The organism is Flavobacterium sp. MAHUQ-57 (genome assembly GCF_051908335.1).
In the GTDB taxonomy this organism is placed as follows: Bacteria; Bacteroidota; Bacteroidia; order Flavobacteriales; family Flavobacteriaceae; genus Flavobacterium.
Map to the genome: position 1 here is coordinate 1,124,526 of NZ_JBPZTE010000007.1, position 20,078 is coordinate 1,144,603.

Here is a 20,078-nt window from a genome sequence, read left to right on the forward strand (position 1 = left end):
CTTAGGCTTTTTCGGCTGGTTATTTTCCATCTGCTGGTTGTTCCGCTTTGGAGTCTGGATTCATTACACAACTGGCATTAAAATCAGCTCCTGGTTCAACAGCCAATTTACCGCAAATCACTTCTCCATTAATAACGGCTTTTGACTTTACATTCAAAATTTCAGTAACTACAATTTTACCGTCTACTTTTCCTTCCACATCTACATTGGGACAATTGATATCACCCAAAACAATTCCTGCAGGACCGACTACCAATTTACCTTTAGAAGTAAAATTCCCTTTCAATTTTCCATCAAGACGAAAATCTGCAAGTGATTCAATATTTCCTTCAATAGAGGTTCCTTCAACAATTCGGTTTGTTTTACCAAGTGCATCGGTATATGATTTTGAGCTTTCTTTAAACATCATTTTTTAAATTTTAAGTTCTAAAAATTGATTGTAATTTTTTCTTACCTGAATTACGGCGTAATTCTCCGAAGAGATCACATTTGCCGGTATTTTGATTTTATATTCTTTATTGGTTTGAAGCAATTCAATTAAATACCTAGAAAATTCTTTCGATGAAATACCATGAACTACCACAAAGTTTTCAGTTTCATTATACACATCATAAGATACTCTGAATTTTGTATAGTCTTTTTCTTTGATGTATCGATTAATTTTATCCATCAAATCGACAGTAGCAGCATCGTCTTTTTTTCCAACTTTATACAAAATCTTCCAATTCGTAGATACGGTATCCAAAGAAATTGCCATTTGTTCTAATCGAGGAATACTTACTTTCAAGATATCTTCCGCTTGTTTTCCTTCTTTGCTGTCAGGGTATGTCATCGCAACATAATTCACCGCTTTTTTATATTCTTCTACACCACGGAGTTTACCAACTGCACTTGCTTTAAGCAATTCGAATTTCGGAATCAAATCGTCTCCCGCAAATTGTTCCAAAGACTTATCAATATTCTGAAGTACCTGAACATATTCTTGATTTCCGAATAATTTAAAGTTAGTATTGTATACTTCACTAGGTGTCTGGTTCAAAGCGGGTTCATCAACAATCTGACCGCTCAAAATTTGCGCATAACGCGTATTTGGATAATCTGCAATGATACTGTTTTTTATTTCATCCGCTTTTGCCGGGTTTTTGCTCTGATAAATTTGATACAAATTGTATTTTGACGGCAGGATCAATCGCTCTTCAGGATTACTTGCCAATACCTTTTCAAACTTTGATGATGCTAATTCTTGTTCCAAAAATTTTTCCTTGTATATAACACCCAACTGGTAATTGGCAAAATTTCTGTCTCTAGCCAAACTATCCAATACAACTTGAGACGTAGGTAATTTTTTTAGATAATATTCCGTAGTATACAATTCAGAAACAGGTTCGTCTTTTTTGACTTCATTCGTTTTGACTTCGCCATCTGTTGTCTCATTCTCTGTTAGAACAGACCAGCGCCAATTGTCCTTTAAAGCTCTTTTTCCCCATCGCTTTTGGAACTCTACTTTACCATAAGCTACTGTAGTCGGTGTGTAGAAATAAAACAAACCTTTGTCTTGACCAGTATTAAATCCCGGTGGACTCAAAGATGGATCTTGTGAAAGTGTTTTTCTTCCTGTGCTAATGTCTAGGTTAGGTTTGATATCCTGAACGCCACGAGCATTTTCTTCAGCTTCTCGCTGTTTTTTTTCAAACTCTTTTTTGGCATCATCCTTTGCTTTTAAATCCGCAATGTGTTTTTCAAAAAAGCTTAGCCTATCTGCTTGAGAAAGCGAAACTATATTTAAAATGCTATCATTGTGCTTTACAATTCCTTCATACTTTATGACATCATTTAAATTTTCACGTTTTTTCGCAATTGCGAAGTATTCTTTATTCTTCTTAACCAAACGAATTAAAGTACTGTCATAATACTTACCCGCAGTAACATACTCTGTTCTGTCAAAATAAATAGTCGCCAGATTTTTATACGTTTGCGCCTGTAGATAGGAATCTGTAGAAGTAGAGCGTAACGATTTGTTGTAGAATTTAACTGCTTGTTGCTTCTTATTCAGATGATCATAAAATAAACCAACTTCATAATTCAGCACGTCTAGATACGGACGGTTTTCTCTGTCTTTCAGTAATTTTTCATATTTTTCTAAAAAAGCTACGGTATCTTTTGTCGCATCAACAAGTTGTCCTTGTTTCGCATGTGCTCTAATTACATAATGACGCGGTGATTTTCGCTTCATCTCGATGATTTCCTGAAACTGAGCGTAAGCACTGTCGTTATATTGCAATGATTGATAAACTTGTCCAAGGATAAAATGATATCTCGCTCTTTCTTCTTTCAATTTGGTAGACTCGATCGCAATTTTTAAAGGTGCGATGGCGCTGTCTTTTTGTTCCAAATTGATAAACGCTTGAGCTAAAATTGCATTAGCATCCGCTTTAACCTGCGTTTTTAATTGATCTCTTTTCAGTAACAATTTGAGGTTTTTTATTGCCAAAGCATCGTTTTCGAGGCGGATATTCGTTTTTTCACGCCAAACTTTAGCTTCATAAATTTTATCAGAATTGGAATACTTATACAAGATATAATTGAACGCCTCCAAAGCAGGCACGTATCTTTTATCGTAATAACGCGATTTTCCTAACAACAGATGAGCTTCGTCCATCTGCATGTTTTTTTCTTTACCTCCAATATTCATGGAATGCTTTTGAATCGCTTTCGTGGCTTTTTCTTCAGCACGTTCAAAATTTTTATTTTTCCCCTTTTCACCCGGTAACATTGCATCCTCTTCAATTTGCATACGTTCTACTGGTAAAATTTCCCAAAAATTGTCCGAATAACCTGATTTCAATTCGTTTATACCTGACTGAAGCGCAATGTCTCCATTGTACAAAGTATTGTATTCGGTATTTATAGCATGCCAGTTCCTGTTTACGAACGAATTTTTTTTAGTAGAACAGGCTACAATAAATAAAAGTAAAAGAAATGGGGGGAAATATTTTAAGTGCTTAATTTTCAACATAAAAAAATTTTAAAATATAAACTTCAAAATCTGTTTTTTAGTATTATAACCCGTAAATGTACGCTTCTTTTTGAAATTCCAACTATTTAAATGTGTTTAATTTTAATCAGTAAAGTCATATTATCAATGTTGTTTAGTAATTTTGCTAAAAAGAAATCGCTATGTCAACATTCTACAAATTAGCTATAAAAGAAATCATTAAAGAAACTCCGCAAACCATTTCGGTGTTATTCAATATGCCCTTAGAATTCAAAGAATTTTACAAGTTTACTGCTGGTCAATACGTTAACTTAAAGCTAACGCTAGATGGGCAAGAATTACGTAGAGCGTATTCAATTTGTTCAGCACCAACTAGTGGTGATTTACGCATCGCTATCAAAGCGGTAAAAAATGGTAATTTCTCAAAATTTGCTAATGAACAATTGGCTGTTGGAAATGTGATTGAAGTAGGACTTCCTGAGGGAAAATTTACTTTTGAACCGAATGCTGAAAGACAACGCAATTACATGGCTTTCGCGGCTGGAAGTGGAATCACTCCCATTATGTCTATTATTCAGTCTGTATTAATTGGTGAACCACAAAGTACATTTGTTTTGGTGTATGGAAACAAATCACCTGAAGAAACTATCTTCCACGATCAACTACAAGCTTTACAGCAAAAATATTTAGGACGTTTCTTTATTCATTTTGTATACAGTCAAGCAAATGTTTCTGATGCATTTTTTGGAAGAGTCGATAAATCTGTTATAAGTAATGTACTGAATACGAAACATATTGGAAAGGAATTTTCAAAATTCTATCTATGTGGTCCTGAAGAAATGATCAACATAGTTAGTAGTACATTGAAAGAAAAAAACATTCCGGAATCAGCCATCAAATTCGAACTGTTTTCGGCATCACCTTCTGAAAATAAAGTTGACTTGGGCGCAACGGATCATGCCAACATCACCGTTATCGTAGATGCCGATGAAACCACTTTCGAAATGTCGGCTAAACAAACACTCTTAGAAGCTGCATTAAAACAAGGTTTAGATGCTCCTTATTCATGTCAGGGTGGCGTTTGTAGTAGTTGTATTGCTCGAGTTACAAAAGGATCTGCTGTAATGAAGAAAAACTCAATTTTAACAGACAAAGAAATTGCAGACGGGTTGGTTTTAACTTGTCAAGCGCATCCAACCTCAAATGAAATTGTTGTCGATTATGACGATGTATAAATGTGTAAGTTTTTTCTTAATTAGTTGATTGTCTTACATTTAATCGATTTTTTTAATTACTTTATCGAATAAACACTATCTCTTTTAATAAATAATTGGTTTTTAGTTAGTTTCGCCGAAACTTTTTCAAAAACAAACTAACTAAAAACCAAAAAATGAAGAATTTATCAATAAATTCGCTTGCTTTGCTATTGGTGTTTTTCACCTCTGCAAGTTGGGCTCAAGTTGGAATTGGCACAACTACACCCAAAGGTGCCTTAGACATTACAAGTACTACCAATGGTTTCTTAATGCCTCGAATTGCTCTCACCGCTTCAAATGTAGCTTCCCCGGTAATAAATCCAGCTACTGGAACTAGTGCGTTAGAAATAGGCACAGCCGTTTTCAATACCGCAACAACTGGTGGAACTTATGGAGTAATTCCTGGAATATACTACTGGGATGGAACCAATTGGGTATCACAAGTACATCGTTATTACGAAACTAAATTCACACAAACATCAGACCTTACAGTGGCTACTTCAGCCTCATATACGAATATACCAGGACTAAATTCCAAATCGTTCACTGCTCCCTATACAGGAAGATATACATTACTATTTTCTGGATATTTAGGAGCTGGCACAGTAGACAATAATTCTTCTAAAGTTGGTTTTGTGGAAGGAAATTTTAAAATGACTATTAATGGAACTGATTACAGAAAGTATTCTCATTCTTCAAGTTTTTACAATAGTGATACGGCAACTGAATATTATGAATTATTTAATGAAACCAACATCAATGTAAATGTCTATTTAACAGCTGGACAAACCTGTACTATCAATTGTTCTTACAATGGTGTGGCTGATGATAATATCACAGAAAATAATGCCCATGTCGTAGGTAGATCTACGGCTTTAGGAAATTTTTGTGAAGTGAATGTTACCTATATCGGAAGATAAAAAAAGGAGCTTTACAGCTCCTTTTTTATTGTATTTAGTATCGTCTCGGGAGTGATGCTTCGCATAGCGTTTTCATAGCCCTCCACTTTTTTATTTCCATAGACGGATGTTGGAAGTAAAGGAAAAAGTTCACGATCTGCAGTAATACAAAATTCCCAAGGTTGGTTAAATGGTTTGAAACCCGCATAGGGATGTGTAGCACCCCAAAGGGTTACAACTTTAATCCCTAACATGGCAGCAATGTGAGCATTGCCCGAATCCATCGAAAGCATGATATCCAAATTAGATATCAAATCCATCTCTTGTTGTAATTTTATTTTTCCAGCCACCACGATAACATTTTCATGTTTGGCACTTAATTGATTCAAAAGTTGAATTTCTTTTTCTCCTCCACCAAATAAGAATAACTTACATTTTGAAACTGCTAACCCATCAATTACAATCTGCATTAAATCCAAAGGATAAATTTTTGATTCGTATTGAGCAAAAGGCGCAATACCAATCCAGTTTTCATTTTTAGTTCCGGTGATAGAAGTAACTTCTTGTGATAATATTGCTTTGGCAGGAAAATGTTGTGAATTAAAATTCAATGGAAAACCTAAACTTTCAAAAGTTGCAGCGTGTCTGTCGAACATTGATTTTACTGGAACAAAAACTTTATTTTTGGCTCGAGTTAATGCTTTTTTATCCGTTCTACCTTTATCCGTAAAAGCCACTTTTTTTCCATTTACAGCAAATAATCCCCTAATCACTTTGGAACGGAGCACATTGTGTAAATCGGCAACAGCATCAATATCGAGTTTTTTAAGATCGTTATACAATCTCACCAAACCGATCATTCCTTTATGCCTATAATTCAAATCGACTGGAAAAAAAGTAACGTTAGGTAAACCATTAAAAAAAGGTTGGAAAAAAGGTCTTGAAACTATTGTGATTTTTACTTCAGGATATTCCAAAGAAAAAGCTCTCAAAACAGGAACCGTCATTGCAACGTCACCCATAGCTGAGAGCCTTATAACTAAAATGTGTTTGATGTTTGACATCGAAACCTTTTATTTTTTGTTCTGGTACAACACTGGATTTAACTCCTCATCGTTGTACATTTTCATTTGCTTGTATACCTTCATGTATTTGTCGCCATTTTCGATATCTTCAATTAACTGACTAATCGAAACGAACATATCATTTTTCTGATCCAATAAAACATTTAGTTTTTCCTGACATTTTGCTCTATGTTCCGCAGTAGCTTCAGCACGATTTGCCTCTTCGCTCATGTGGTATATTTTCAATGCTAAAATTGACAAACGGTCAATAGCCCATGCAGGGCTCTCTGTGTTGATTTTTGCAGCTGCTTTAACCTCAACATTACTGTATTTTTGTAAAAAATAACTATCGATATATTCCACCATATCAGTACGAACCTGATTTGAAGCATCAATTTTTCGTTTTAAATCCAAGGCAGCTACCGGATCGATTTGCGGATCACGAATAATATCTTCGTAATGCCATTGAACGGTATCAACCCAGTTTTTAGCATATAATAAATATTCAATTGATCCTTTTTCATAAGGATTCAAAGCAGGTTGATATACATCATCAATAACATGATAATCGTTAATACAACGCTCAAATATTGGAAAAGCAAATTCTGCAAACATAGTTTTGACTCTTTATTTTTTACAAAAGTAGCGTTTTTTTGTACTTTTATCCTGAATTTGTAAAATTTATCAAGATGCACATCCATTACATTTCGGAACAAAACAGTATTCTGAATCATTTTCTTACGCAACTGCGCGATATTCATATTCAAAAAGACAGCATGCGTTTTCGTAAAAATATCGAACGTATTGGAGAAATTATGGCCTATGAATTGAGTAAGACCTTGGATTATAAAAATATTGATGTGCAAACACCACTGGGCATAAAACATACTACTACTATTGCTGAACCGGTTGTATTATGTTCTATTTTGAGAGCTGGTTTAGCCTTGCACCAAGGTTTTATGAACTTTTTTGACGATGCAGAGAATGGTTTCGTTTCTGCTTATCGTCATCACTATAATAACGATGATGCATTTGATATTCTGGTAGAATACCAAGCTGCTCCTTCTTTCGAAGGAAAAAATCTGATTCTAATCGATCCAATGTTGGCTACAGGTCAATCTATTGTTGCGGTTTTACAGAAATTACATTTAGAACAAAAACCAAAAGAAATTCACATTGCTGTAGTTATTGCTGCACCAGAAGGAGTAGCTTATCTTCAAGAAAATCTTCCAGAAAACTGCCATTTATGGGTAGCAGCTTTGGATGAAAAATTGAATGAGAAAAATTACATCGTTCCTGGTTTAGGCGATGCTGGAGATTTAGCTTACGGCAGTAAATTATAATAATCTCAGCGCATAATTTAGTAAACTTGCAAATAGGATAACTCCCAAAATGGTTTCTTTGATCCAGTATTTTTCGATGGTCTCCAAGTAATTGGTCAGCATAATTGCTACAGGTACGAAAGTAAAAATCAGGTAGCTATTGTCTTTATTTGGAGAAATAAAAAATATCACTAATCCAATGATAAAGGCAAAAATCACTTTTTTATACGATGCTTGCATGTTCAATGATTTATTCGAAAGAATAAAAAGCATGGTTAGAAAAGCCACCAACGCTGTTAAGATGTAAATCCCCAATGAAAAACTTTGGAATACATTTTCGATATACCTGATATCAAAATCAACTTGAATCGTAGCAATAAATCTATTGATAAAAGTCGGATCAAAAATCAACGCAAGCAACAGAGTAATTACTACTACTGTCACCAGAGAAATGAAAGGAATAATCCAATTCCTGTAATCTCTTGAAACGTGGAAAATAATGGAAATAAAAACCAAAAGCATAAAAAGTATGCTCCAAAAATGAAATAAACTGGCTATAAAAATCCACAAAGACGCATCGAAGATTTTCTCTTTCGGAGTGATTAAGGATTGCATGGATATCAATCTTCGTAAAGCCAACAAAATCAACCCATTGGAGACAATCAAATACCCATTAGACAAAGTCGAAGGAAAAAGGATAAAAAATATACAAAACAATAAAAATGTATAACTGTTGTCTTTCGTTAGTCCATTCTTTTTAGTGATAAAATTTGACACAAACAAAGAACCAATCAACAACAATAAAAAAACTATTTTCTTGCCTATTTCAAAGCTGGAAATAGTATTGTAGTTGGTACTAAACTGATAAATTGTAAAACAGACAACCATCAGTAGAGTTGTCAAAATATAATTTATTGGTCTAGATTTACTAAAAATGCTTGTAATCATAAGTATATTTTATATTTTTGCTTTGTAAATATAATACATAAAAAAGATGAAATCATTTTTTGAAGCAATTGCTTGGTTATTTGAACAAATCCTTTTTGCTCCACACGATCTAATGCGCTCAATGGAATTAAGCAACTGGTGGATCGCAAATCTAGTAAACTGGGTTCTTTGGGGAATCATCAGTTACTACATCGTATACTGGACAAAGCAATTACAGATTTTCAAAGACAATAACGAAGACGAACAAGATACTACCGCTCACTCTTTCTTAAAGTAAGTCGCGACCGATATCTTTTCTAAAATACATCTTATCAAAATGTAGTTTCTCTATATTTTGGTAAGATTTTTTTATGGCTTCTTGGAAATCATTACCGTAGGAAGTAATCGCGAGTACGCGACCGCCATTGGTTACTATTTGACCATTATCTTCTTTAGTTCCTGCATGAAAAACAATAGAATCTTCAATTGTTTCAATACCTGAAATCACTTTTCCTTTTTCATAATCTTCTGGATATCCGCCTGAAGCGATAATGATGGTAGTAGCGCTTCTTTCATCAATTTCTAAGGAAACCTCATCAAGTTTTTGAGCACCAACAGCTTCAAACAATTCAACTAAATCTGATTTCACTCTTGGCATCACCACTTCTGTTTCAGGATCACCCATACGAACATTGTATTCAATAACCATTGGTTCTCCTTTCACATTAATTAAACCGATAAAGACAAATCCTTTATACTCAATGCCGTCTTTTTGTAAACCTTCCACTGTAGGTTTTACAATTCGGGTTTCAATTTTCTCCATCAAAACCGAATCAGCAAAAGGCACTGGAGACACTGCTCCCATTCCTCCTGTGTTCAATCCTGTGTCGCCTTCACCAATTCGCTTGTAATCCTTTGCAGTTGGCAAAATTTTATAGGACTTTCCGTCTGTTAAAACGAAACAACTCAATTCGATTCCATCCAAGAATTCTTCGATTACTACTTTAGAAGATGCTTCACCAAATTTTGCATCTACTAACATGTTACGCAATTCCTGTTGTGCTTCGGCTAAATCATTCAGAATCAAAACTCCTTTTCCTGCTGCTAAGCCATCGGCTTTCAAAACATAAGGCGAGTCTAATGTGGTCAAAAACGCACTTCCTGCTTCTACCGTTTCTTTGGTAAAACTTTCATAACGTGCTGTTGGAATGTTGTGTTTTACCAAAAATTCTTTAGCAAATTCTTTACTTCCTTCCAATTGAGCCCCGATTTTAGATGGGCCAATAACGGGAATATGATTGATTTGTGCGTCGTTTTTAAAGAAATCGTAGATACCATGAACCAATGGATCTTCGGGACCAACGACTACCATTGTCACTTTATTTTGAAGAACAAACTCTTTAACTGAAGTAAAATCTAATGGATTAAGGTTAATGTTAGTTGCGATTTGTGAAGTGCCGGCATTACCCGGTGCTACAAAAAGTTGTTGGCATTTGTCGCTTTGCAGCATTTTCCATGCTAAAGCATGTTCTCTTCCTCCTGAACCTAAAAGTAAAATTGTCATCGTTGTTGTGTTGTTGTTTTGTGGTGCAAAAATAGCTTGTTTTCAACAGAAAAAAAACAATTGACAATGGCTTTGTGTGTCATATTTGTTATTTTTGAGCAAATCTTACATTATGATCCGGTTTTTTGATTGGTCGTTACGAATAAATGGTTTTCCGATGAAGAAAGCCACAGCAGAATTCGATGCCATTATTTCCTTGTCAGAAACTGAACACCAACAATTTATTGAAAACAAAAAAAAGGAAATTGTCGCTTTTCATTTGGAGCACAATCCCTACTACAAAAATTTTGTTGGCAATACTAAAACTGAAGACTGGAACAACATCCCTGTCATGACCAAAAAAGATTTTCAGAAACCCTTAGTAGAAAGGTTATCCCGAGGTTATTCTGAGAAAAGTGTCTTTAAAAATAAAACGTCCGGTTCTAGCGGTGATCCGTTCGTTTTTGCGAAGGACAAATATGCGCATGCCATTACGTGGGCGTCTATTATTTACCGATTTGGCTGGTACGGTATCGATTTTAATCAATCCTTTCAAGCACGATTTTACGGTATTCCATTAGATTTTTTTGGTTATACCAAAGAACGGATTAAAGATTTTTTAGGAAAAAGGTATCGTTTTACCATTTTTGATTTATCGGATAAAGTTTTAGAAAACGTACTGAAAAAATTCCAACAGAAGGAGTTTGACTATATCAATGGCTACACCAGCTCAATTGTATTATTTGCCAAATTCCTCCAACAAAAGAATATCATTTTAACCACTATTTGTCCAACATTGAAAGTCTGCATGGTCACATCAGAGATGCTTTTTGAAGAAGACAAAATCTTGTTAGAGAAATACTTAGGTGTTCCTGTTGTAAATGAATACGGTGCTTCTGAACTGGATTTAATTGCTTTTCAAAATCGTGCAGGCGATTGGCAGTTGAATGCAGAAACTTTGTTTGTTGAAGTCTTGGATGAAAATAACCAGCCGTTACCAAACGGACAGGAAGGAAAAATTGTTATCACTTCGTTGTTCAACAAAGCACATCCGTTCATTCGCTATGATATTGGTGATATTGGAATTGTAGACGAAAAAAGCACAACTCAAAAACCATTGCTCAAGACATTAATAGGCCGAACTAGTGATATAGCATTACTACCGAGTGGAAAAAAAGCGCCGGGACTAACGTTTTATTATGTCACCAAAAGCATTATTGAAGATGATGGAAATGTCAAAGAATTCATCATTCGACAAATACAAAAGGATACTTTCGAAATTGATTATGTTAGTGATGTGGAATTAACTACTGTACAAATCTCAAAAATTGAAGAAGCAATTGCTTTGTATTTAGAAAAAGGATTGCATTTTACTTTCAACCGAAAAGAATTTTTACAGCGGTCTGCCAGAGGAAAACTGAAACAATTTCAATCGATACTTTAATTTCTATATTTCATAAAGCCACGATACATCCAATGTAACATGTAATAAACAGATTCGAAAAATCCCAATTTTTCTACTTCTCTGTAAAACTGCCATTGGTATTTGATCAGATTCTTTTTATTTCTCGATAACGAATTTTCTCGGATACGATAAATCGCCTGTGGTTCTTGAATTCCATAAGCAAAAGGAATTTCCTTTAAATATTTTAGCCATAATCCCATATCCTGTCGTTTTCGAATATCTGGCATAAATTTCACACCTAATCTTTCGACATCTAAAAAGGCTGTAAGACAACTAATCGAATTGGTTTTTAAAATGTCGGTATAAGTAACCTTTTGTGGTACAATAAAATCTGAATACACAAATTCTAAAATCTCATTGGAACGTCTATACGAAGAGAACACAAATGGTATTCCTGTGTCATGTATTGTTTTGATGCTGTTCTTAAGGAAATCCGAAAACCAAATATCATCTGCATCCAAAAATGTCATATACCTGCCCTGAACTTGCTTAATGGCTTCATTTCTAGCTTTGGAAGCACCTGAATTTTTATTTAATCGGATAAGATGGATTCTTGTATCCTCCTCCATCATGTTTTGAATTACTTCAACCGTTTTATCTGACGAGCAATCATCAACAATAATCATTTCCCAATTCGTGTAAGATTGTTTCTGTACAGATTGGATGGTCTCTGAAATGAATTTTTCAGAATTATAAGTTGGGGTAATTATAGAAACCAATTCATTCATCTAATATGCTTTTTCCTGACCTTTGAAAATATTGATGACGGTAAGCATGATAATCTTAATATCGAGAAACAGTGACCAGTTTTCTATATAAAAAACATCATATTTAATTCGGTTTACCATTTCATCATCGGTCTCAATTTCTCCACGATATCCTTTTACCTGGGCTAATCCAGTAATTCCAGGTCTGACATGTAGCCTGACATTGTATTTTTTTATTTTTTTCTGGTATTCATTGTTGTGGATCCACAGATGTGGCCTTGGACCTACAATAGACATGTCACCCAATAAAACATTCAAAAATTGAGGCATTTCATCTAAACTGGTCCGACGTAAAAAAGATCCTATTTTAGTAACACGTGGGTCATTTTTGGTAGTCATTTCTTCCGTTTTCTCATTCATTTTCATCGAACGAAATTTATAGCAGAAAAACTCATTTTGATCCAAACCGGGACGGCCTTGTTTGAAGAAAACCGGTCCTTTGGATTCCAATTTAATGAGAAAGGCTACAATAGGAATCAACCATGAGAATACAAAAAGGACTATAAAAAGAGAAAAGACTATGTCGAATAATCGCTTGATTATCTTATTAGGTAAATCATTTAATGGAGTTCTTTTTAATGACAATACGGGGAAAAACTCATAGTAATCAATTTGAAGATTCTTAGAATAAATTTCGCTCCCTTCGGGAATAAATTTGATGGTTTTTCGGTTATAGTCGGAAAACTCTACAAGCTCTTTCAGTTCATCTTCTGATAATTCCTTAAGAGCACAATAGATATCATCTATTTTATTTGCTAATACGTAATCTTGAACTTCTTTGATTGGTCCAATTACATCTTTATCTACTACCTTATCCGAAAAAAAACCAAAAAACCGGTAACCATAATCAGGTCTAGAAACAAATAACTCCTTAAGATTAATGGCGCTTTCTGTATGGCCAATAATGATGGCTCTTCGATAATTACCTCCTAAAACAATACGGTATTTTTTTAAGTAATAAAAAAGCAAACCTTTAAAAAGGGTAATATAAAGGAAAGCAAAACCAATGAAAATTAATAATTTACTAAAACTTGAAATAATTTCTCTTGCTACCGAGAAATAGGCAATAACTACTAAGGTAAATAATGTAAACTGTTTAGCTAGTTTAGCTAAAATTTCGGCTGGTTTTGTAAAACGGTAAACTTCGTAGAATTCCGTAAAATAAGCAATAACAATCCAGGCAAGCAATTGAAAAAAAAAGAAATACGGTAAATAAATAGCGAAGTTTTTCAGAAATATTTCTGCTAAAATAATCAACAGAAAAAAATCGGTCAAAACGCTAATAGGTCTAATGTATTTTGAATACCTTCCTTTAGTCACTTATTATTTGATATAATCTTTGAAATCTTTATGTGCTTCTTTCAATAGTTCTTCTTTGGGTAATGATTTGAAATACTCATAGGTAATTTTCATACCCTCAGAACGACTCACTTTTGCTTCCCATCCTAAAATATCTTTGGCTAAAGTAGTATCTGGCTGACGTTGCAATGGATCGTTTTCTGGTAACGGATGGTATACAATTTTTTGATTGGTTCCAGTTAATTTAATGATTTCTTCCGCAAAATCCTTGATGGTTATTTCATCAGGATTACCAATATTTACCGGATATGCATAATCTGAAAGCAATAACCTGTAAATTCCTTCCACTTGATCATCTACGTAACAAAACGAGCGGGTTTGCATTCCATCACCAAAAATGGTCAAATCTTCACCACGCAATGCTTGTCCGATAAAGGCTGGAATTACACGACCATCATTGAGACGCATTCTTGGTCCGTACGTGTTAAAAATACGTACGATGCGTGTTTCCAATCCGTGAAAACGGTGATAAGCCATGGTAATGGATTCCTGAAAACGTTTTGCCTCGTCATACACTCCGCGGGGGCCAATTGTATTTACATTACCGAAATACTCTTCCGTTTGCGGGTGAATTAATGGATCTCCATATACTTCAGAAGTAGAAGCAATCAAAATTCGTGCTTTTTTAACACGAGCCAAACCTAATAAATTGTGAGTTCCCAAAGAACCTACTTTCAAGGTCTGAATTGGAATTTTCAAATAATCAATCGGGCTTGCCGGTGAAGCAAAATGAAGGATATAATCCAATTCGCCGGGAACATGTACAAATTTAGAAACATCGTGGTGATAAAACTCAAAATGCTCCAATTTGAATAAATGTTCAATATTTTTTAAGTCGCCCGTAATTAAATTATCCATACCAATAACATGGTATCCTTCTTTAATAAAACGGTCACATAAATGTGAACCTAAAAAGCCAGCTGCTCCGGTAATTAAAACTCTCTTCATTCTATAGGGTTTGTAACAGGCTTTCCTGCCACGATTTTATATTGATATCAAATATCGCTTTTATTTTATTCTTATCCAAAACACTGTAAGCCGGTCTTTTTGCCGGAGTTGGATAAGCACTTGTAGGTATTGGGTTTACGGTTATTGGAATCGTATTGATTCTAAAAATTTCTTTGGCAAAATCAAACCAAGAACAAATACCTTCGTTGCTGAAATTATAAATTCCCGAGTATTGCAGTTTCTTGGAATTGGGATGCTTAATCAATGTTACAATTGCCTCTGCTAGATCAACCGAATTCGTTGGTGTACCAATTTGATCATTTACAACATTCAAAACATTCCTGTCTTGTGCTAAACGGAGCATGGTTTTCATAAAATTATTCCCAAATTGAGAATACACCCAGGAAGTTCTGATAATAAAGTAGTTTTCACAATTTTCCATCACTTTCTTCTCACCGTCCAATTTAGTTTGCCCATAAACCCCGATAGGATTTGTTGTATCTGTTTCTAAATATGGTTTTGATGAAGTTCCGTCAAAAACAAAATCGGTAGAAATATGAATCAACGTTGTTCCAGCATTTCTACACGCTTTCGCCAGATTTTCCGGCCCTGTAACATTAACCAATTGTGCTCTTTCTGATTCCGATTCTGCCTTATCGACAGCAGTATATGCTGCTGTATTGATACAAAAATCAAATGTATTAGATGCAAAAAATTCTGTTACCTTTTTTTCATTCGTAATATCCAAATCTGCTGATGACGCAAATACAAAACGAATTTCAGCATGTTTTTTTTGGATAAATTGAAGTGACTGTCCTAATTGTCCGGACGCACCGGTTACTAAAACTACCATACTTTTTTTGCGTTTTCCAAAGTTGGTAACACTTGATCCTTATCGGAAATAATCAACTCATTGGTAGGAAATCCCCAATCCACATTTACCGTTGCGTCATTATAGATCAATCCGCCTTCGCTTTCCTTATTGTAAAAATTATCACACTTGTAAAAGAAAGTTGCTGTATCACTCAGTACTAAAAATCCATGAGCAAAACCTCTTGGAATAAAAAACTGTTTTTTATTTTCAGCAGATAGTAAAATGGAATACGACTGACCATATGTTGGAGAACCTTGTCTTAAATCAACAGCTACATCCAAAACTTCTCCTTCTAAAACACGTACTAATTTTGCTTGAGCGTGTTCTCCGCATTGGTAATGCAAACCGCGCAAAACACCTTTGCTAGAAAAAGACTGATTGTCTTGAACAAAATTAATTTTTTGTCCTATTCCCTTCTCAAATGTATTTTGATTAAAGCTTTCCATGAAATAACCGCGGTCATCATGGAAAACTTTAGGTTCTATAATAAAACAACCTGGAAGATTGGTTTCAATAAAATTCATTAACAGTTAAATATTTGCTCTAAAATTTTTATTGTAATCAAGTACGTTGGTTTTACTCCTGTTGTTCCTAAACCTCCCGATGCAAGAGTACTACCTGTTTCTAGAGGGTTATCGGAAGCATAATACGCATAACGTACTTTAACATCTGGATTGATGCTTTTACGAATTCTAGAGGCTGATTGAATCGCTTTTTGGTAATATGCCCCTTCCATTTCAAGTCCTATGGCTGCCCAAGTTGACTCGTGGAAGAATTTCAATAAATCTCTATTTTGAAGTGATGTTCCTAAAACAGTAATCATTGGACCAGCATACACTGGAATATCGTTACCTTCAAACATTTCAGCTGTTAATTCGTTTTCAAAAGGATAGTTATCTGCTGTACCTTCGTTTACGTGTGCATTCGGAATCATAATATCTCCTTTTCCACCTTCTAGAATTCCAGCTTTACCCATGATTGAAACTGATTCTACATTGAGTAATGTTTTCTTTTTATCTACTTTATAAGGTTTCAAAAGCTCATCGATAGTCTCAAAAGCTTGCTCTCCAAATGCATAATCCATAACGATTAATACTGGAGCTTCCCCATTAATTTTTGCATTAGGGAATGCTGTTTTCTTCCAATCGAATTTAGCTGTATCAAAAATCTGAACATCGATATTCGTTCCTGATTCATCCGGTTGCGAAATCATACCATGTTGTAAAGCAAAGTCTTCTACTTTTTTACGTAGCTCTTTACTTCCTGAAGCCGATAAATCTTCGTAAATCTGATACTCACCTTTTCCTTTGTATTTTGAAGCCAGAACACTAGGTGCAAAAACCGAGTTCATTACACTGTGCATATTGGCACTGATAATATGAATAGGTCTTTCCAACAAGCCGTTGTCAGCCAAAGTCTTTTTTATGTTAGTTGCCCAGATATCACCGTAGATGTGGTGTCCTAAACGTTCTCTTAAAATGGGACTGAATGTGATGGTTCTTTTGTTATTGTCAACCACTTCTTCAATAGCAATTTTACCCAACCAGTATACAATATGTAAGAAGCGGTCTGGTGAAGCACTATTTCCAAAATCATCGTAAATATCACTTACTTCAGCAAAAGTTCTTCCTAATACGTTAGCCGCATGAGAAATTGCTTTTTCTCTTTCAATTAAAGTCAGTTTTTTAGATTGAAGTGCCGCTTGTTCTAGTTTTTCCCAATCGCGTGATACTTTTCCTTCTTCGTCAACCAAAACCCTGTCCTTGATTTTGTGTGATTCAATAAAGATAAAAGTCAAGTGAGTTAAGATATCATAGATATCCGAACGTCCTCTGGTGATTTCCACATTCATTTGTTCGTCGTCAATACGATAACAGTTTCTGCGGCGTTTTGGAGGAACAATAGGTTGGAAATGGGATTTTGAATAGCCTTCGTCTGAGGTTAAATTGATGTAGCGACATTCTTCTATTCCAACGGGAAGACGTTCGATTACATACAACAATCCGTTCAATTCAACTTTTTCTTCGGCAATTGAACCGTAAATTTCTGGTCGAAGCTCCAATAAAGCTTCTCTTAAAGTTTCACCCGAAACACCCATTGGTTTGTAGAAACCTCTGTTAAATAAATGTCTCATGGTAATGTACAGTCTTTCGATAGCTCCCGAAGACTCTTGCGCTCTTGAGCGCGAAATGTTTTTAATCTCTTTCATTAAATTTTATATTTTCTAACCTGCAAAGGTACGATTTTATTTTTAGTTTGTAAGGATAAGATTGATAGCGGGCTCAAAAACTCTTGATTTTACGGGTTTATCGTTTTCATCTTTCTTGAATTCCTTGGTCCATTTACCGCCTAAAAAAGTATAGGTATATTCATTTTCCACGAAGTTGTAAAAGGGTAAAGGATAATACATTCGCTGTGTTTTGGTTTTTGAAGGATCGGAAGCAGCAACTGTTTTTTCCAATTTATTACTTTCTACAAATAATCGTTCGATTGCTACAAACAAACCCTTTTTAGGAAAAATAATATTCAAACTTGAAAGATCAAATTGTGTCATCCTTGATCCTTTTTTCACTGTTGCGATATAATCCTTTTCTAATAGTTCTTCTCCTGGCAAACCGTCATCTCCAATTTGATAAAAATGAATTTTCACTGTAGCCTTTTCAATACTACTCTCGGTATAAATGATTACTTTTTTTACGTACTTGGTTTTAGTGTATTTTGGTAAAAAAGGGAAAAACTTTGCGTCAAATCTAGGGCCGTTTTCAAAAGCTTGGCGTATGCTATTTTCGGTTTTACCTATTTCAAGTTGCTTGGTTTCTTTCTTGTTTACAATGGAAATTTCTCCTAACTGATATGTAGTAGAACGCATTTTTACTACAGTAGCTTGAGTCGATTTTAACTTTAATTTCTCGTATCCTAAAATCGAAAAAATCAATGTTTTTTCTTCTTTAATTCCTAATGCAAAACTTCCGTCAAGATCGGAGGTTGTTCCAATATTTTCGTTTTCCACCAAGATATTCACATAAGGAATAGGTTGATTGTTTTCATCAATAACTTTACCCTTAATTTGAGCATTCACCAGTACATTCAGAAAACCAAACCCAACTAACAATACGTCTTTTATCCTCATTGCATTTTTTATTTATTTGAAATAATCGGCAATCTTTCTGTCATTAGACAACCTTGGTAATTTATTTTGTCCACCTAGTTTACCGATAGATTTCATATACTCTTGGAATCCGTTTTTGGGAACCTTGGTAATTACAACTGTTCGCAGTACATGACCTGTAATCAAATCATCATAATACACATTTTGTTTACGCATAGCCTGATCGATGTTTAGAGCGAATTGGTCGATATCCTTAGGTTCGTTTTCAAATTCGATCAACCACTCGTGGTACGGCAACCCAGATTCTGGATTGATTTGTGGTGCAACAGTAAACTCACTTATACGAACCTCTGTCCCATCCATTGCCAAGCGGAGTGCTTCTTCGACTTCTTTTCCAATAACATGTTCTCCGAAGGCTGAAATATAATGTTTGATTCGTCCAGAAACTAGTACTCGGTAAGGTTTCAAACTGGTAAATTGAACAGTATCACCTATATTGTAGGCCCAAAGACCTGCATTAGTGGAAATAATCATAACATAATTTACGCCCAATGCCACTTCTCCTATGGTATAACGACGAGGGTTTTCGGTAAAAAATTCCTCTACTTTGATGAATTCGTAAAAAATCCCTGAGTTCAATAATAGCAGCATTCCTTTTTCTTTTTGGGAATCCTGATACGCGAAAAACCCTTCAGAAGCCGGAAAAAGTTCTATTGAGTCAACTTTTCTACCTATCAAACTTTCAAATTTGGCGCGGTACGGTTCATAATTCACTCCGCCATAAATAAATAAGTTGAAATTTTTGAAAATCTCTCCAACTGGTTTTTTTCCTTTTGCAGCTAATTTTTCAAAATACATTTGCACCCAAGAAGGAATACCCGAAATCACCGCCATATCTTCGTGGAAAGTTTCTTCTACAATGGCACTTACTTTGGTTTCCCAATCGTCAATGCAATTCGTTTCCCAAGAAGGCATACGGTTTTTCTGTAAATATTTAGGAACGTAATGTGCAACAATCCCAGAAAGACGACCCAATTTAATTCCGTTTTTTTCGTCGAGAATTGGACTACCTTGCAAAAAAATCATCTTCCCATCGACAAAATTGGCTTTACCAGTTTCATGAACATAACTTAAAATTGCATTTCGTGCCGCTTCAATATGATATGGCATGGATTCTTTTGTTAATGGGATATATTTTGCACCCGAAGTGGTTCCTGAAGTCTTGGCGAAATATAGCGGTTTTCCTGTCCACAGGATATTTTCTTCACCCTGTACCACACGATCAACGTACGGTCGTAATTGTTCGTAATCTCTAACAGGAACCCGATTTGCAAAATCTTCAAATGATCGAATTTCACGAAAATGATGCTCTTGACCAAATTGCGTTTCTTTTGCTTGTGCGATTAATTTTTGAAAAACCTTATTTTGAGTTTTTACCGGATTATTAGCCCAGCGTTGGGTTTTACGATAAATGTATTTGGCAAATTGCTTGGCAATTATTGATTTAACAGACATTGTCGATACGTATTATTTTCCTAGAAACTTTCATA

19 protein-coding genes are annotated in these 20,078 nt (G+C 34.8%); 5 read left to right on the forward strand and 14 right to left on the reverse strand.

All coding sequences use genetic code 11. The annotated features are described in order from the left end of the window. Nucleotides 1–19: 19 nt before the first annotated feature. Nucleotides 20–406: a bactofilin family protein gene (locus tag ACS8MM_RS13150; RefSeq protein WP_379719019.1), complete on the reverse strand. Its 387-nt coding sequence runs from the start codon at nucleotides 404–406 to the stop codon at nucleotides 20–22. Between the two features lie 6 nt (nucleotides 407–412). Then, entirely contained in the window at nucleotides 413–3,016 is a 2,604-nt protein-coding gene (locus ACS8MM_RS13155; protein WP_379717671.1) for a tetratricopeptide repeat protein, read from the reverse strand. A 161-nt stretch (nucleotides 3,017–3,177) separates the two neighbouring features. Between ACS8MM_RS13155 and ACS8MM_RS13160 the strand changes: the two genes are divergently transcribed. Beyond that, a complete protein-coding gene (locus ACS8MM_RS13160) occupies nucleotides 3,178–4,230 on the forward strand; it encodes a 2Fe-2S iron-sulfur cluster-binding protein (RefSeq protein ID WP_379717673.1) in 1,053 nt (350 codons plus the stop codon). A 155-nt stretch (nucleotides 4,231–4,385) separates the two neighbouring features. After that, complete coding sequence (locus ACS8MM_RS13165; RefSeq protein ID WP_379717675.1) at nucleotides 4,386–5,171, forward strand: hypothetical protein; 786 nt, start codon at nucleotides 4,386–4,388, stop codon at nucleotides 5,169–5,171. An 11-nt stretch (nucleotides 5,172–5,182) separates the two neighbouring features. On the opposite strand, the gene ACS8MM_RS13170 is transcribed toward ACS8MM_RS13165, so the two are convergent. Further along, a complete protein-coding gene (locus ACS8MM_RS13170) occupies nucleotides 5,183–6,214 on the reverse strand; it encodes a glycosyltransferase family 9 protein (RefSeq protein ID WP_379717677.1) in 1,032 nt (343 codons plus the stop codon). A 9-nt stretch (nucleotides 6,215–6,223) separates the two neighbouring features. Further along, nucleotides 6,224–6,829 carry a DUF4254 domain-containing protein gene (locus ACS8MM_RS13175; RefSeq protein WP_379717679.1) on the reverse strand — a complete coding sequence of 202 codons (606 nt, stop codon included), beginning with the start codon at nucleotides 6,827–6,829 and terminating at the stop codon, nucleotides 6,224–6,226. Between the two features lie 74 nt (nucleotides 6,830–6,903). Here ACS8MM_RS13175 and upp point away from each other — a divergent pair, with 74 nt between their 5' ends. After that, entirely contained in the window at nucleotides 6,904–7,557 is a 654-nt protein-coding gene (gene upp / locus ACS8MM_RS13180; protein ID WP_379717681.1) for a uracil phosphoribosyltransferase, read from the forward strand. Here the strand turns inward: upp and ACS8MM_RS13185 are convergent. Continuing rightward, nucleotides 7,552–8,484, reverse strand: coding sequence for a DUF6427 family protein (locus tag ACS8MM_RS13185; protein ID WP_379717683.1), 933 nt, complete (start codon nucleotides 8,482–8,484; stop codon nucleotides 7,552–7,554). The genes upp and ACS8MM_RS13185 overlap by 6 nt on opposite strands. A gap of 46 nt (nucleotides 8,485–8,530) precedes the next feature. On the opposite strand from ACS8MM_RS13185, the gene ACS8MM_RS13190 reads away from it, so the two are divergent. Then, nucleotides 8,531–8,761, forward strand: a complete 231-nt coding sequence (locus ACS8MM_RS13190; RefSeq protein WP_379717685.1) for a DUF6341 family protein — start codon at nucleotides 8,531–8,533, stop codon at nucleotides 8,759–8,761. On the opposite strand, the gene purD is transcribed toward ACS8MM_RS13190, so the two are convergent. Beyond that, nucleotides 8,753–10,027, reverse strand: coding sequence for a phosphoribosylamine--glycine ligase (purD, locus tag ACS8MM_RS13195; protein WP_379717687.1), 1,275 nt, complete (start codon nucleotides 10,025–10,027; stop codon nucleotides 8,753–8,755). The genes ACS8MM_RS13190 and purD overlap by 9 nt on opposite strands. Before the next feature lie 112 nt (nucleotides 10,028–10,139). Between purD and ACS8MM_RS13200 the strand changes: the two genes are divergently transcribed. Beyond that, nucleotides 10,140–11,450, forward strand: a complete 1,311-nt coding sequence (locus ACS8MM_RS13200) for a phenylacetate--CoA ligase family protein (RefSeq protein ID WP_379717689.1) — start codon at nucleotides 10,140–10,142, stop codon at nucleotides 11,448–11,450. Here the strand turns inward: ACS8MM_RS13200 and ACS8MM_RS13205 are convergent. Genes ACS8MM_RS13205 through ACS8MM_RS13240 form a run of 8 tightly spaced genes read right to left on the reverse strand, consistent with a single transcriptional unit; the run spans nucleotide 11,447 to nucleotide 20,043 of the window. After that, nucleotides 11,447–12,199: a glycosyltransferase family 2 protein gene (locus ACS8MM_RS13205; RefSeq protein WP_379717691.1), complete on the reverse strand. Its 753-nt coding sequence runs from the start codon at nucleotides 12,197–12,199 to the stop codon at nucleotides 11,447–11,449. The genes ACS8MM_RS13200 and ACS8MM_RS13205 overlap by 4 nt on opposite strands. Then, nucleotides 12,200–13,558: an undecaprenyl-phosphate glucose phosphotransferase gene (locus ACS8MM_RS13210; protein WP_379717693.1), complete on the reverse strand. Its 1,359-nt coding sequence runs from the start codon at nucleotides 13,556–13,558 to the stop codon at nucleotides 12,200–12,202. A gap of 3 nt (nucleotides 13,559–13,561) precedes the next feature. Beyond that, on the reverse strand, nucleotides 13,562–14,545 hold the full coding sequence (locus ACS8MM_RS13215) for a UDP-glucuronic acid decarboxylase family protein (RefSeq protein WP_379717695.1): 984 nt from the start codon (nucleotides 14,543–14,545) through the stop codon (nucleotides 13,562–13,564). Nucleotide 14,546: 1 nt separating this feature from the next. Beyond that, nucleotides 14,547–15,398 carry a dTDP-4-dehydrorhamnose reductase gene (rfbD, locus tag ACS8MM_RS13220; protein WP_379717697.1) on the reverse strand — a complete coding sequence of 284 codons (852 nt, stop codon included), beginning with the start codon at nucleotides 15,396–15,398 and terminating at the stop codon, nucleotides 14,547–14,549. After that, entirely contained in the window at nucleotides 15,392–15,943 is a 552-nt protein-coding gene (rfbC, locus tag ACS8MM_RS13225; protein ID WP_379717699.1) for a dTDP-4-dehydrorhamnose 3,5-epimerase, read from the reverse strand. The genes rfbD and rfbC overlap by 7 nt, the downstream gene beginning before the upstream one ends. After that, complete coding sequence (locus tag ACS8MM_RS13230) at nucleotides 15,943–17,628, reverse strand: DUF6909 family protein (RefSeq protein ID WP_379717701.1); 1,686 nt, start codon at nucleotides 17,626–17,628, stop codon at nucleotides 15,943–15,945. The genes rfbC and ACS8MM_RS13230 overlap by 1 nt, the downstream gene beginning before the upstream one ends. A gap of 42 nt (nucleotides 17,629–17,670) precedes the next feature. Beyond that, the gene (locus ACS8MM_RS13235; protein ID WP_379717703.1) at nucleotides 17,671–18,549 is read right to left on the reverse strand and encodes a carboxypeptidase-like regulatory domain-containing protein; all 879 of its coding nucleotides are present in this window, start codon (nucleotides 18,547–18,549) and stop codon (nucleotides 17,671–17,673) included. 12 nt (nucleotides 18,550–18,561) lie between these two features. Beyond that, nucleotides 18,562–20,043 carry a GH3 auxin-responsive promoter family protein gene (locus ACS8MM_RS13240; RefSeq protein WP_379717705.1) on the reverse strand — a complete coding sequence of 494 codons (1,482 nt, stop codon included), beginning with the start codon at nucleotides 20,041–20,043 and terminating at the stop codon, nucleotides 18,562–18,564. Nucleotides 20,044–20,078: the final 35 nt, after the last annotated feature.